The following is a 15,115-nucleotide window of genomic DNA, read 5'->3' as shown; positions in this document are numbered from 1 at the left end:
ATTCGCCGTTACTGCAGCCTGCGAGAGCATTTATTTCTCTTTAGCTTGCTAAAAACAGGATAATAGCTTATACTATATACTATTATTGTATAAGTAAGGGAGTCGATATGTATTATGGAACGTGAAAGCTTTTCTTCACGCCTGGGATTTATCCTGATTTCTGCTGGCTGTGCCATTGGTTTAGGCAACGTCTGGCGCTTTCCTTTCGTCACAGGCCAGTATGGCGGTGCATCCTTTGTGCTCATCTACCTGTGCTTCCTGCTGCTGTTGGGTCTGCCCATCATGGTAGCGGAATTCGCTGTCGGCCGCGCCAGCAGACGCAGTCCGGCCAAATCCTTCGACACATTGGAGCCGAAGGGAACTAAATGGCATCTGTTCAAATATGTAACTATTGCCGGCAATATCATCCTCATGATGTTCTACACCACCGTCAGCGGCTGGATGCTATATTTCCTCTATAAAATGGCTGTCGGTGACCTTTCCGGTCTGGACGCTCAGGGCATCAAGGGCGTTTTCGGTGCTCTGCTGCAGGACCCGGCAACTATGGCCGGTAACATGGCAATCATCATCATGCTCTGCTTCGGCGTCTGCTACATGGGCGTTCGCAACGGCGTTGAACGCATCACCAAGGTTATGATGGCCTTCCTTATCGTGCTGATGGTTGTGCTTGCCGCCAACTCCATGCTGCTTCCGGGCAGTGAAGTCGGCCTCAAATATTACCTCTACCCCGACTTCAGCAAAATTGCCGAGCATGGTGTACGCGAGGTAATCTTCGCTGCTATGGGCCAGGCCTTCTTCACGCTGAGCATCGGCATGGGCTCTCTGTCCATCTTCGGCAGCTACATCGGCAAGGAGCAGAAGCTCACCAACGAAGCGCTGTGGATTATGTTCCTCGATACCTTCGTAGCAATCGTTGCCGGTCTGATTATCTTCCCGGCATGCTTCAGCTTCGGTATCCAGCCGGATGCAGGCCCGAACCTGCTCTTCATCACCCTGCCCAACGTATTCAACGCTATGAACGGCGGTCGCATCTGGGGCACTCTCTTCTTCCTCTTCATGCTCTTTGCGGCAATGTCCACTGTTATTGCCGTATTCGAAATGATTATCTCCAGCATCTGCGAGCTGACCGGCGGTGACCGCCGTCGCCTCATCCCCTTTGCTGTTATCGGCATGATTCTGCTGTCCCTGCCCTGCGTTTTCGGCTTCAATATCTGGAGCGGCTTTGAGCCTCTGGGCAAAGGCACCTGCGTGCTTGATCTGGAAGACTTCCTCGTCAGCAACAATATCCTGCCTTTAGGCAGCCTCATCTTCCTGGCCTTCTGCACTACCCGCTACGGCTGGGGCTGGAATAAATTCATTGAAGAGGTTGATACCGGTAAGGGCATCGGCTTCCCGAAATGGATGCGCTTCTATGCGACCTACATTCTGCCTCTGATTGTCCTCTTCATCTTCTTTAACGGCTATTACGCTATGTTCTTCAAATAAGATAAATTGGGGTGTCCTGTAGCGTCAAACCCAATTTTACACATTTCTATAACGCGAAACGAGCACTACCTGCATACCCTGCAAGTAGTGCTCGTTTGATTATGTCAATTATACTTGTACAGCTCTGCTCCACTGATGAGCTCATACTCAGAACTGGTAAAGTCAAAACCAGATAGAGCCACAAAACCAAGCCTGCTAACCTCCATAAAGCTCAACACATTTTTCAGCTGCTGCACTTCAGCCTCTGCCTCCGCCCTCGAAAAAGTCTTATCGTAATACTTCACTTCATAAAATGCATAACCATTCTTCAGCTCTAAAACACAATCAAATTCGCCGCTACGTCTTTCCTTAGGCATATCATACCAAAAAGTTCCGATATCATACACATCTGACCTTTTTCCTTCTCGCAACTGTCTGGAAAAATACTCTCTGACAATGGCTTCATACCGGTGCGAAATAAATGTCTTGATGCTGCTCTTTATATACAGCTCATAAAAATTTTTAGTACCGATTCTTGCAATAACATCACGCTTATTATAGATATAGGCATAATAAAAACGCACCAGATTATCACTAATCTCATAGAAAGTCTTTTTCTTATCATTTTTCTTGTTAATAGGATAAATCTTTTGAATAATCTCCATCTCCAATAAATTTTTCAATTGCTTGTCTAAGCTGCCATTGGAATTGCCGGAAATCAGCTGTTCAATTTCTCCATACCTTTTCTTGCCATTAGCCAAAGCAGACAAAATCATATTAGCATTCGCCACCTTAGATAGCTCCGCCAATAAAATATATTCCATATAGATGCTGACAGGACTATTTGCATTGAGCAGCAATCGTTCAATATTACCCTCTAAATTCTCTTCCTCATTAATAAGTACATTAACAAATGGACTGCCACCAAACACTGCATATAATGCTGGTTTTGCAGAAGCTGAAAGCTCTGCATAAAATAAAGATGCATCATAATAATCAAAAGGCCTGATATGCAGAATTAAAGAAAATCTGCCAAACAGCGGATTTTCTTGTTGAAGCAATTCTTTCATCATGCCAACATATGAACCAAGCAGTACAAGATCTATATTATTTTTTAAGCTGTCAACAATTCTCTGAAACAGCGAATCTATGTAATGAGCGTCACTTGTTTTCTTCAAATATGTATATTCGTCAATAATAATGATGACTTTTTCCTGCTGCGACCCCAAAAATTCAAACAGCTCCTCGAAATCGACAAAATGTAAAAATTTATTATTATAGCAAGCCTTCACCTTCGACTCAAGACTTCTGAAATTATCTTCTAGAGAAGTCATGAGACACTCATAATAAATAACTTTGCAAGCTATATTCTTTATAGCTTCTAAAATTAGCGTACTTTTACCAACTCTGCGCCTGCCATAAAGCATCACTGCCTGCTTACCTGGCTGAGCAAAAACTTCTGTTAATTGCTGTAACTCTGCTTCTCTACCGACAAACATCCTGTAACCTCCGTTTATACTGAATTCCGTTTCACTGAATTTAATTTCAGTATAATTTTATATTTTCCATCAGAATTTGTCAATATTTTTTTGCTAACCCCTGCACTACAAGCAAAGAGGCTGCCACTTTCGTGACAGCCTCTATAATTTTGCTCGATTAAATTTTTACAGCTTACTTTGCAGCTCCTCCAGCTTAGCCTGCAGCACTGCCAGCACCTTGTCACCGATAGCGAACTGCTTCTCATTTTCGGAGAAAGCAGGGCCGCCGTAGGATTTACGTGCTTCTACACAATGCTCGGGCTTCAGAGCTACCAGCAAATCGCTCTCGAAAAGGTCGGAGAACTGCTTGTATTTCTCCAGAGAAATCTCCGGCAGGAATTTGCCCTGATGAATTGCATAGGCAACGCATTTGCCGACAACCTCATGTGCCTGACGGAAGGGCAGTCCCTTGCGTACCAGATAGTCAGCCAGGTCGGTGGCATTGGAGAAATCCTTGCTCACTGCCTGCGCCATCTTGTCCACATTAACCGTCATCGTCAGAATCATATCACGATAAACAGCCAACGTGAATTTAACGGTGTCGATAGCGTCGAAGAAGCCTTCCTTATCCTCCTGCAGGTCCTTATTATAGGTCAGCGGCAGGCCTTTAGCCGTTGTCAGCATAGCCATCAGATGACCATACACACGGCCGGTTTTACCGCGTACCAGCTCGGAAATATCAGGGTTCTTCTTCTGCGGCATCATGGAAGAGCCGGTGGCAAAAGCATCGTCCAGCTCAACAAAGCCGAATTCGGTGCTGCTCCAGAGGCAGATTTCCTCGCTAAGACGGCTCATATGCATCATGAGGGTAGAAGCAAAGGAAAGAAATTCAATGATATAGTCACGGTCGCTTACTGCGTCCATGCTGTTCGGATAAACTGTGCCGAAGTTCAGCTCCTCCGCAACCATAAAACGGTCGATGGGGAACGTGGTACCTGCAATCGCACCGGCACCCAGCGGCATCATGTCCGCGCCTTCCCAAACGCCCAGCAGGCGGCGGAAGTCACGCTGCAGCATATTGAAATATGCCAGCATATGATGAGCAAAGGTAATCGGCTGCGCACGCTGCAGATGGGTATAACCCGGCATCAGAGTTTTTTCGTGCTTTTTGGCAACTGTTAAGAGAGCTTCCTCAAATTTAAGCAAAAGCTCGGCAATTTCGGCAACCTCACGCTTCATATACATATGCATATCGAGTGCAACCTGGTCGTTACGGCTGCGTGCGGTATGCAGACGGGCGCCGGCGCTGCCGATGCGTTCGGTCAGACGCGCTTCCACATTCATGTGAATGTCCTCCAGCGCAACGTCAAAATGGAAGTTGCCTGCTTCAATATCAGCCAGGATGTCTTTCAGACCGGCAATGATTTTCTCCCCGTCCTCTGCCGGAATGATATCGCATTTAGCCAGCATACCGGCATGAGCAATGCTGCCGCGGATATCCTCGTGATATAAGCGTTTATCAAATTCGATGGACGCATTAAACGCGTCCACCAATTCGTTCGTGTTCTTACTGAAACGACCGCCCCAAAGCTTGGCCATTATTTCAGGTTGCCTTTCTTCATCAGCGCTCTAACCTTCAGCGGCAGGCCGAAGAGGTTGATGAAGCCGGTAGCATCTGCCTGGTTGTAAACTTCGTCTTCGCCGAAGGTTACATATTCCTGGCTGTACAGGGAGTACGGGGATTTAACGCCTGCACTGTAGATGTTGCCTTTATAAAGTTTCATGCGAACAGTACCGGTAACGGTTTTTTGAGTTTCGTTAACGAATGCATCCAGAGCCTCACGCAGCGGGCTGAACCACATGCCATCGTAAACCAGCTCGGAATAACGGATGGAAACCTGTTGCTTGAAGGATTGGGTTGCACGGTCCAGGCAAAGGTTTTCCAGATCGTTGTGGCCGTAGTAGATGATAGCGCCGGCAGGGTTTTCATAAACGCCACGGGATTTCATACCAACCAGACGGTCTTCAACCATATCGGTAATACCAACAGCGTTGCGGATACCGATTTCGTTCAGTTTTTCAACGAGCTTAGCCGGGCTGAGTTTTTCACCGTTAACGCTTACAGGCACGCCTTCAACGTATTCCAGTTCAACATATTCCGGTTTATCAGGAGCTTTTTCAGGAATGTTGGTAACGATGAACAATTCATCTTTCGGTGCATTCCACGGATCTTCCAGGTCGCTGCCTTCATGGGACAGATGCCACATGTTGCGGTCCATGGAGTAGTCATGGTCATGAGATACAGGGATAGGAATGTTGTGTGCTGCAGCATAGTCGATTTCCTGGTCACGGCTGCGCAGTTCCCACTCACGCCACGGAGCGATGATTGCCAGCTGCGGAGCCAGAGCCTTTACGGACAGTTCAAAACGAACCTGGTCGTTGCCTTTGCCGGTAGCACCATGAGCAATAGCATCAGCGCCTTCTTTTTCAGCGATTTCAACTAATTTTTTAGCAATCAGCGGACGAGCGAAGGAAGTACCCAGCAGGTATTTCTTTTCGTATACAGCACCGGCCTTAACGGTGGGCCATACATAGTCGCTGATGAATTCTTCTTTCAGGTCCATGATGTAGCATTTGCTTGCACCGGTTTTCAGTGCTTTGTCATGAACGGGTTCCAGTTCGTCACCTTGGCCAAGGTCAGCGCAGGCAGCGATAACTTCGCAGTTGTTGTAATGCTCTTTCAGCCAGGGGATGATTACGGATGTATCAAGGCCACCGGAGTAAGCCAGAACTACTTTCTTAATATCTTCTTTTTTCATTATAATAGCCTCCCATTTCTGTATAATGCTATGCATTAGTGAATAAACTTACAAACTTCTTGTATTATATACCCTTTTTATGCATAAATCAAGTATTTAAGCGCATGTATACAATACTTTTTGTGTACTAGATGTAACAAAAAACCTAAAATATAGCTTGTTTCAGAAAATTTTGTCTGTATACAAGAACGGCTAAGCATATAAACTATACGCTCAGCCGTTATATTTATACATTCAAGACCTGATTTAGAGTACTTCGTCGCTCATCAGCAGCGCCATAATAGCCTTTTGTACGTGCAGTCTGTTCTCTGCCTGGTCAAATACAACAGATTGCGGTCCTTCCAGCACTTCCTCGGTAATTTCTTCACCGCGGTGTGCAGGCAGGCAGTGCAGAACGATTGCTTCCGGACGTGCTTCGTTCAGCAGCGCCTGGTTAATCTGATAATTATGCAGTGCTTTGAAACGAACCTCACGCTCCGCTTCCTCGCCCATGCTGGTCCATACATCGGTATAGAGCACGTCGGCGCCCTTGGCAGCCTTGAAGAGATCCTCCTCTACGGTAATGCTGCAGCCGGTCTGGGCAGCGTCCTCTTGTGCCAGACGCAGGATTTCCGGATCCGGCTGATAGCCCTTCGGGCTGGCGCAGATCATGTTCATGCCAACCTTGGCGCAGGCAAACATCAGAGAGTGTGCCATGTTATTGCCATCGCCTACATAAACCAGCTTACGGCCTTTGAGCACCTTCATCTTCTCCTGAATAGTGAAGATATCGGTCAGAGCCTGGCATGGATGCAGCAAATCGGTCAGGCCGTTGATAACAGGAACGCTTGCATATTTAGCCAGCTCAATAACGGAATCATGGGAGAAGGTACGGATCATAATACCGTCAACAAAACGGGAAAGTACACGTGCGGTATCGCGAATCGGTTCGCCACGGCCTATCTGGGAAGCGGAATCGCTCAGATAAATCGGATGGCCGCCCAGCTGCCAGAAGCCTACCTCAAAAGAGGTTCTGGTACGTGTAGAAGCCTTGGAGAACAGCATAGCCAAAGTTTTGCCCTTTAAATATTGGTGAGGCTCACCGGCCTTTTGCTTACGTTTCAATTTTTTTGCCACATCAAGAATTGTTGCGACCTCGCCTACGCTAAGGTCATGAATAGAAATCAGGTCTTTGTCTTTTAAACTCATTTTTTATCCCCTCTCGTTTTTTAACAGGCCGCCAGCGCTTTATCCAGCGCAGCAACCACAATATCAATTTCTTCCTTGCTGATAATCAGCGGCGGTACAATGCGGATAACATTGCCTGCAGTGCAGTTCACAATAACATTGTTCGCCAAACAGCTTTCCACAATCGGCTTGCCCTCACCGGCAACCTCCATGCCCAGCATCAGGCCGCAGCCGCGGACATCGGTAACCTTGTCAGGATATTTTTCCTGCAGCTTACGCAGTTCATTCTTAAAGTATTCACCCTTCTCCGCAACCTTGTCTACCAGTCCTTCGGACTTGATAGTAGTCAGCGTTGCGTATACAGCGGCGCAGGCCAGCGGATTACCGCCGAAGGTGCCGCCATGGTCGCCGGGTTTAAACACATGCGCCAGACGCTCCGGCACAGCAAAGCCTGCAACCGGGAAACCACCGCCGATGCCCTTGGCAAAGGTCAGGATATCAGGCTTCACGCCGCTGTGCATATAAGCGAACCATTTGCCGGTACGCGCAACACCGGTCTGCACCTCGTCAAAAATCAGCAGCGCATCATGCTTGTCGCACAGCGCACGCACCTGCTGCAGATATTCGTCAGGCGGTACATGCACGCCGCCCTCGCCTTGGATTGGCTCCAGCAGAACAGCGCAGACATCATCATCCATCTGTGCCTCCAGCGCCTTAATATCACCGTAGGGCACAAGCACGTGTCCGGGGCTCAGCGGACCGTAGCCGACATGATAATAATCATGACCGGTAGCAGCCAGCGTATCAAAGGTACGTCCGTGGAAGGATTCGTCCGCAGAAATAATTTTATATTTCGTAGGTGCTTTGCTCACGCCGTATTTGCGCGCCAGCTTCATAGCGCCCTCATTGCCCTCTGCGCCGCAGTTGGCAAAGAAAATGCGGTCCATGCTGGTAGCCTCGGCAACAACACGCAAGGCCTTCGCCTGAATCTCGGTATAATACAGGTTGGAGCAATGCATCAGCTTGGCAGCCTGCTCACTGATAGCCTTCACCAGCACCGGATGATTGTAACCAAGACTGTTGACAGCGATACCGGCAAAAGCATCTACATACTCATTGCCCTCGTTGTCCCACACACGGCAGCCCTGGCCAAGCTCCATAACCATCTGATATCTGCCGAAAACAGGCAGATAATATTTTTCTGTTTCTTCTATAATTGTTTTTTTATCCATTGTCAAGAATATCTCCCCCTCATACAAGCCCCTGCTGTCAGATTTCTTTAACTACCTCGGTACCAACGCCCTTGTCGCTGAACAGCTCCATCAGAATAGAATGCTCAGCGCGACCGTCAATAATATGTGTTTTCTTGGCACCGCCACTAAGAGCCTTAATGCAGGAGCGAACCTTAGGAATCATACCGCCGTCAATGCTGCCCTTAAGAATAAGCTCATGAGCCTTTTCAAAGGTCAGAGTGGAAATGAAGCTGCTTTCATCCGGGTATGCGGAATAAATACCGCGGACATCAGTCAGCACCAACAGCTTTTCTGCCTTCAGCGCACCGGCAATTTCACCGGCAGCAACATCTGCATTAATGTTATAGGTTTCACCCTCATCACCGACGCCGGTCGGAGCGATTACAGGAATATAACCGCCGTCCAGCAGGCAGTTAATCAAATCGGTGTTGACCTCCTTAACGCTGCCAACAAAACCGATATCTACCAAATTAACCTCACCGTTTTCATAAACATCAGCCAGATATTTTTTAGCCTTCAGCAGATTAGCATCCTTACCGTTGAGGCCGACAGCCTTGCCACCCAAAGCATTCAGACGGCCGACAAGGTCGGTGTTGATTTTGCCTACGAGCGCCATCTCGGCAATAGCTGCGGACTCTGCATCGGTTACACGCAGACCGCCGACAAATTCGCTCTTTTTACCAGCCTGCTCCAGCTGACGGCTGATTTCCGGACCGCCGCCGTGAACAACTACCGGACGCATACCGGCGTATTGCAGGAACAGGATATCCTGCAGCACCTTGTTTTTCAGCTCATCATTCAGCATAGCGTTGCCGCCATATTTTACAACAATGGTTTTATCTTTAAAATTGCTGAGATACGGCAGTGCTTCCATTAAGGTATGTACTTGTTGTTCGTTCATTAACATAGGTGATGTCCTCCCTCATTTTTTTATATTTGTCTTGCGTTTATATTTATTACTTCTGCTTCTCTCCAAAGACGCGAGAGAAGGTTTTAGATGTAAACCATCATAATAATATTATGCTCTCACTACCAAGGACGAGCTAGAAAGTACCAGAGACGAGGAAAGCCGACGACGGCGTACTAACAGTACGTCTAGGAGGCTTGACGAAGCATATGGTGCTTTATCGCTCGGCCAATCAAGTATGGTATTCGCCGTTAATCTTCACATACTCATAACTAAAATCGCAAGTCCACACAGTTGCGCTTTCCTCACCGGCACCCAGGTCAATGCTCATGGAAATATCATGCTCGGCCATGGTCGGCGCCAGCTTTTCGGCAGGCACATTGCAGTTCATGCCGTTTTCCACCAGACGGATACCGCCGATAGAAAGATTTACCTTATCTGCCTCCATGGCAGCGCCGCTGTAGCCTGCAGCGCAGACAATGCGTCCCCAGTTCGGGTCCTCACCGAAGAAGGCTGTTTTTACCAGCGGCGATTTGGCAATCGCCATCGCTGCGGTTTTGGCATCCTCCCAAGTTGCGGCACCGGTAACATTTACCTCCAGGAATTTGGTAGCGCCCTCGCCGTCATGCGCAATCATTTTAGCAAGGTCGGTAGCACAGGCAACCAGCGCTTCAAAGAAGGCCGGATAATCCGGATGCTCCTCCGAAAGAATAATTCCGTTTTCGGCAAGACCGTTGGCCAGCACAATCATGCTGTCGTTGGTACTGGTATCGCCGTCGACAACAACCATGTTGAAGGATTTGTCGGCAGACTTTTTTACCGCGCGCTTCAGCACATCGGGAGCAACGGCGGCGTCGGTAGTAATGAAGGTCAGCATAGTTGCCATGTTCGGATGAATCATGCCTGCACCCTTGGCAATACCGGCAAAAGTTACCTTTTTGCCGCCGATTTCCGTTTCATAGGCAGCGTGCTTGATAAAGGTATCCGTAGTCTGAATCGCCATAGCGCAGCTTTCGCCCTCGCATTCGTCCAGGCTGTCGACAGCATCGGCAATGCCGGTCAGCAGCTTGTCCATCGGCAGGAATTGGCCGATAACACCGGTGGAGCAGACAAAGACTGCTTCCGGAGCAATGCCTAAAAGCTCTGCCGTATGCGCCTGCATTTTCTTGGCATCCGCCAGGCCCTGCTCGCCCGTGCAGGCGTTGGCACAGCCGCTGTTTACGGCAATAGCTTGCGCGTAGCCGTGCTTGTTGACCTCGCGGCTCACGAGCACAGGAGCAGCGCACATTTTATTTTGTGTAAATACCGCACCGCAGGCAGCAGGCACGGTACTGAAAATTACAGCTACATCATGATTGCCGCTGGCTTTGATACCGGCCTTGACGCCGGTAGCAATAAAGCCCTGCGGTGCAGTCACCCAGCCTTCGATTTTCTTCATGAGATTCCCCTCTTTCCTTGGTGCTTACATCTTTTCTTCTACAGCGGCATCACCGCTAAGCACCGTTTTATAGTATAATAGTTATAACAAGCTTAAGGAACAAGCGGCAGCTGACGCAGGCCGGCAGCTTCATCAATGCCAAACATTACATTCATGTTCTGCACTGCCTGTCCAGCAGCACCCTTAACAAGATTATCAATACAATTCATAACAATAATGCGGCCTGTACGCTTATCGGTCTGCCAGCCAAGGTCCACATAGTTGGAGCCGCGGATATTCTTCAATTCCGGGCAAACTCCCTTACCGCGCAGGCGGATGAAAAATTCATCGCCGTACATTGCCTGATAGGCCTCCTCAATCTGTGCATCCGTTACGCCCTGCTTCAGCTGTGCATAGCAGGTTGCATAAATACCGCGGTCCACAGGCAGCAGATGCGGTGTGAACTGAATCACTACATCCTCACCGGCAAATTCGCTGTAAATCTGCTCGATTTCCGGCGTATGGCGGTGCGAAGCAACGCCGTAGGCCTTAAAGCTTTCGTTGACGCTGCAGTAAAGACTGCCTGCCTTCAGGCTGCGGCCCGCACCAGTCGTACCGCTTTTGGCATCAATCACAATGCCCTTAGTTTCAATCAGCTTATATTTTAAAAGCGGCACCAGCGCCAGAATGCTGCAGGTTGTATAGCAGCCGGGATTTGCCACCAGCTGCGCCCCGCGCACCTTGTCACGGAAAAGCTCGGTCAGACCGTAGACAGCCTGTGCCTCCGGGTCCTCATGCTTCACCTTGTACCACTGTTCAAACACATGGTAATCCTTAAATCTATAATCGCCGCCGAGGTCAATAATCTTGGTCTTTCTGCCTCGCAGCTGCTTGCCTATCTTCATAGCATGGCCATGAGGCAAGGCAATAAAAATCACATCACTTGCTGCAGCAATAGCATCCAGCTCCTGCATAGACTGCAAATTCTTTTCAATGCGTCCTGACAAATGCGGATACATAGAAGCAATCGCCTCTCCTGTACTGCTTTCAGAGGTAATCACGGCAATTTCCGCTTCCGGATGTCCGTCCAGAAGTCGCAGAAGCTCAACTCCTGCATAGCCTGTTGCACCGATAACACTTGCTTTCATATCCATCCTCCTTTGCACTCGATAATTATACAACCAAATTGTATAATTTTGCAAGCACTTTGTGAATTTTTTTGTAAAAATTAAGGGACAATAATCCATTTTATAATCTTATTTTACTACCTAAAAGGCAAATATACCAGTATTTTTTGCCAAATTCACACTTTATTGTTACAATAGACGTGAATGTTATACACGTCAACGTTTAAAATATATCAAAATCAATAACGAGGTGTAGCTTATGTTTAAAATTATTATCATGGCTTTGCTCATTTTTATAGGCATGGTGGGTTATGACAGCATTACGGATAAGGCGCAGCCTACCACCCCCGTACAGCAGGAACAGCAGAAGGTCAGCAAGCACGAAAAATCCGCCGCTATGGCGCTTTTCACCAGCCTGCTGCCTCCCAAGGAGGAATGGCCCTCGCCCGTACATAAATTCTATCTGGCCTTTAATATGGATGAGGTTATCGATCCTATCCGCCAAAACCCGAACTGGACAAGTCTTGATGCCATGTCGCGCGATATTCCGCAGGCGTTGATTGCTATCGAGGACCATGGTTTTTATAATCACGGCGCTATTGCCGTGGAAGGCATTCTGCGCGCCGCACTGGCCAACATCAACGCCGGCGAGGTAGTGCAGGGCGGCAGCACGCTGACACAGCAGTTTGTCAAAAATGTTTTTCTGTCGCACGAGCAAAGCATGGAGCGTAAAATTGAAGAGGCCGTGCTCTCGCTCATGCTGGAGGATAATTACAGTAAGGACGAAATTTTGGAGCTTTATCTGAACACCACCTACTTCGGCGCAGGCTCCACCGGCATTAAACAGGCCAGCAGAACCTACTTCGGCAAGGCACCTTCGGCGCTGACTTTGGCCGAGGCCGCCGTAATTGCTTCGCTTCCCTACGCGCCCACCGGCCTCAATCCGCTGGAAAACCCCGAGGGCTGCAAAAAACGTCAGCTGCTGGTGCTGGCTGCTATGCATAAATACGGTATGATTAATCAGGGCCAGCTGGCCGAAGCCAAGGCAGAAAAAATCCGCCTCACCAACGGCACCGTTATGTAAAGCTGTAACAAAATCTACATTGTATATTTTTTAATTAAAGTTTATCGCTAAAAGCTTTGTTTTACTTGACCGCTTCATGCTTCATATATATAATTAAAGCTTAAGCAAAATCACTCAAAGAAGGTCAAATCATGGAAACTACAACATTAGATAAGCTTCCCTTAGGTCAGGAGGCTATCATCGCTAAAGTCGGCGGCGAAGGCAGCATTCTGCGTCGCCGTCTGCTTGATATGGGGCTCACGCCCCGCACCCGCGTTATGGTACGCAAGCGCGCACCGCTTGGTGACCCGCTGGAAATCTCCCTGCGTGGCTACGAGCTGACGCTGCGTGCGGAGGAAGCCGCAAAAATCACCGTTACGCCGGAGGTGAGCGAAGCATGAAGCTGCATTTCGCCCTCGTCGGCAACCAAAACTGCGGCAAAAGCACGCTGTTCAACTATCTCACCGGCAGTAACCAGCACGTCGGCAACTTTCCCGGCGTAACCGTCCAGAAAAAGGAAGGTACGATTCTCGCCGTTCCTGACGCAGGCGTTATCGACCTGCCCGGCATCTACTCGCTTTCTCCCTACACCTCGGAGGAAATTGTTACGCGTGACCTGCTGTTATACAATAAGCCGGACGCAATTATCAACGTCATTGACGCAACTAATATTGAACGCAGCCTCTATCTTTCGCTGCAGCTCATTGAACTGAATATCCCGATGGTCATCGCCCTCAACATGATGGACGAGCTCACAGGCAGCGGCGGCAGTATTGACATCAAGGCTATGGAGGATTCGCTGACCGTACCTGTTGTCCCCATCACCGCCAACTCCGGCGAGGGCGTAGGCGAGCTTTTGCGCCGCGCCGTAGAGGTAGCGCAAAACCAGCAGCTGCCACAACGCCTTGATTTCTGCAGCGGTCCTGTGCATACCGCTATTCACAGTATCGCCCATTTGATTGAAACTAAAGCACGCCGCCAGAACCTGCCGCTGCGCTTTACCGCCACCAAGCTTATCGAAGGTGACAGCGATTTCGCCAAGGCTTTGCAGCTTTCGGAAAACGAATGCGATATCATCGGCCACTTCGTTACCGAGATGGAGCAAAACCTCAAAACGGATAAGGAAGCGGCGCTGGCAGATATGCGCTACGCCTATATCGAGGACCTCTGCGCGCAGACCGTGCAGAAGCCCAAGCATACGGAAGCACAGCTGCGCTCCGTCAAAATCGACCATTATCTGACGCATAAATTCTATGCTATCCCTATTTTCGTGCTTATCATGGGCATTGTATTCTGGCTCACCTTTGACGTTATCGGCGCCTTTCTCAGCGACATCCTCAGCAATGTTATCGATGCTGTAACAGCTTCGGTTGATAACACGCTCACCGTGCTGGATATTGCACCGCCGATGCATTCGCTGATTATCGACGGCATCTTCTCCGGTGTCGGCGCCGTGCTTTCCTTCCTGCCGACCATCGTCACCCTGTTCTTCTTCCTTTCGATGCTCGAGGACAGCGGTTACATGGCGCGTGTCGCCTTCGTTATGGATAAGATGCTGCGTAAAATCGGTCTCTCCGGTTCCTCCTTCGTTCCGATGATTATCGGCTTCGGCTGCAGCGTGCCGGCAATTATGGCATCGCGCACCCTCGCCAGTGAGCGCGACCGCAAAATGACCATCATGCTCACACCATTCATGAGCTGCAGCGCCAAGCTGCCCATCTACGGTATGTTCATTGCCGCCTTCTTTCCGCACAGCGGCGGCTTGGTCATGCTTTCGCTCTACCTCACCGGTATCTGCGTAGCTATTCTCTCCGGCTTTTTGCTCAACAGCCTGGTGTTCCGTGGCAAGCCGGTCCCCTTTGTCATGGAGCTGCCGGCCTACCGCCTGCCGACGGTGCGCAACATTATCATGCACATGTGGGAAAAGGCCAAGGACTTTCTGCATAAAGCCTTCACAGTTATCTTCCTCGTCAGCATCATCGTCTGGTTCCTGCAAAACTTTGATGTGCGCTTTTACATGGTAGACGCTTCCGACAGCGTTATCGCCTCCATCGGCAAGCTGGCAGCGCCTATTTTCGCACCGCTAGGCTTCGGCAGCTGGCAGGCAACAACCTCGCTTATCTGCGGCATTACCGCCAAGGAAGTTGTCATCAGTACGCTTTCCGTGCTTGCAGTCGGCAGCGGCGGTGCGCCTGATCTGGCAAGCCTCTTCTCGCCGCTCACAGCCTACACCTTCCTGGTGTTCTGCCTGCTCTATCCGCCCTGCGTCGCAGCGCTGGCTACCATTCGCCGCGAGCTGAACTCGGATACCAGCACGCTCTGCCTTATGGGCTATGAGCTTGTTGTGGCCTGGTGCGTAGCGTTTATCGTAAGACAAATCGGCTTAATGCTTGGCTTCGCCTAAATAATTGCATAAGAAA

At 49.2% G+C, this 15,115-nt stretch carries 12 protein-coding genes; 4 read left to right on the top strand and 8 right to left on the bottom strand.

Features of this window, described 5'->3' with window-relative positions; all coding sequences use genetic code 11:
• Positions 1-114: 114 nt before the first annotated feature.
• A complete protein-coding gene (locus Q7Q81_RS01865) occupies positions 115-1,485 on the top strand; it encodes a sodium-dependent transporter (RefSeq protein WP_304273256.1) in 1,371 nt (456 codons plus the stop codon).
• Between the two features lie 104 nt (positions 1,486-1,589).
• Here Q7Q81_RS01865 and Q7Q81_RS01860 read toward each other — a convergent pair whose 3' ends face one another.
• From Q7Q81_RS01860 to argC, 8 genes are all read right to left on the bottom strand, one after another.
• Positions 1,590-2,963, bottom strand: coding sequence for an ATP-binding protein (locus Q7Q81_RS01860; protein WP_304273253.1), 1,374 nt, complete (start codon positions 2,961-2,963; stop codon positions 1,590-1,592).
• A 165-nt stretch (positions 2,964-3,128) separates the two neighbouring features.
• Positions 3,129-4,541: an argininosuccinate lyase gene (gene argH, locus Q7Q81_RS01855; RefSeq protein WP_304273250.1), complete on the bottom strand. Its 1,413-nt coding sequence runs from the start codon at positions 4,539-4,541 to the stop codon at positions 3,129-3,131.
• Entirely contained in the window at positions 4,541-5,761 is a 1,221-nt protein-coding gene (locus Q7Q81_RS01850; RefSeq protein WP_021720576.1) for an argininosuccinate synthase, read from the bottom strand. Before Q7Q81_RS01850 ends, argH begins: the two co-directional genes overlap by 1 nt.
• 246 nt (positions 5,762-6,007) lie before the next feature.
• Positions 6,008-6,949, bottom strand: coding sequence for an ornithine carbamoyltransferase (argF, locus tag Q7Q81_RS01845; protein ID WP_021720575.1), 942 nt, complete (start codon positions 6,947-6,949; stop codon positions 6,008-6,010).
• A 20-nt stretch (positions 6,950-6,969) separates the two neighbouring features.
• On the bottom strand, positions 6,970-8,160 hold the full coding sequence (locus Q7Q81_RS01840; RefSeq protein WP_304273247.1) for an aspartate aminotransferase family protein: 1,191 nt from the start codon (positions 8,158-8,160) through the stop codon (positions 6,970-6,972).
• Positions 8,161-8,197: 37 nt separating this feature from the next.
• Positions 8,198-9,088, bottom strand: coding sequence for an acetylglutamate kinase (gene argB, locus Q7Q81_RS01835; RefSeq protein ID WP_304273244.1), 891 nt, complete (start codon positions 9,086-9,088; stop codon positions 8,198-8,200).
• A gap of 232 nt (positions 9,089-9,320) precedes the next feature.
• Positions 9,321-10,526, bottom strand: coding sequence for a bifunctional glutamate N-acetyltransferase/amino-acid acetyltransferase ArgJ (gene argJ, locus Q7Q81_RS01830; protein ID WP_304273242.1), 1,206 nt, complete (start codon positions 10,524-10,526; stop codon positions 9,321-9,323).
• Positions 10,527-10,618: 92 nt separating this feature from the next.
• The gene (gene argC / locus Q7Q81_RS01825; RefSeq protein WP_304273241.1) at positions 10,619-11,653 is read right to left on the bottom strand and encodes an N-acetyl-gamma-glutamyl-phosphate reductase; all 1,035 of its coding nucleotides are present in this window, start codon (positions 11,651-11,653) and stop codon (positions 10,619-10,621) included.
• 238 nt (positions 11,654-11,891) lie between these two features.
• Here argC and Q7Q81_RS01820 point away from each other — a divergent pair, with 238 nt between their 5' ends.
• The 3 genes from Q7Q81_RS01820 (at position 11,892) to feoB (ending at position 15,099) form a co-directional block, all read left to right on the top strand.
• Positions 11,892-12,716, top strand: coding sequence for a transglycosylase domain-containing protein (locus Q7Q81_RS01820; RefSeq protein ID WP_304273239.1), 825 nt, complete (start codon positions 11,892-11,894; stop codon positions 12,714-12,716).
• A 131-nt stretch (positions 12,717-12,847) separates the two neighbouring features.
• Entirely contained in the window at positions 12,848-13,096 is a 249-nt protein-coding gene (locus tag Q7Q81_RS01815; RefSeq protein ID WP_009145060.1) for a FeoA family protein, read from the top strand.
• Positions 13,093-15,099 carry a ferrous iron transport protein B gene (feoB, locus tag Q7Q81_RS01810; RefSeq protein ID WP_304273236.1) on the top strand — a complete coding sequence of 669 codons (2,007 nt, stop codon included), beginning with the start codon at positions 13,093-13,095 and terminating at the stop codon, positions 15,097-15,099. Before Q7Q81_RS01815 ends, feoB begins: the two co-directional genes overlap by 4 nt.
• The last annotated feature ends 16 nt before the right edge of the window (positions 15,100-15,115 follow it).

It is taken from the genome of Phascolarctobacterium succinatutens, from assembly GCF_958453765.1.
Classification (GTDB): Bacteria; Bacillota; Negativicutes; order Acidaminococcales; family Acidaminococcaceae; genus Phascolarctobacterium_A; species Phascolarctobacterium_A succinatutens_B.
This window is presented reverse-complemented; position numbering and strand designations above follow the sequence as displayed.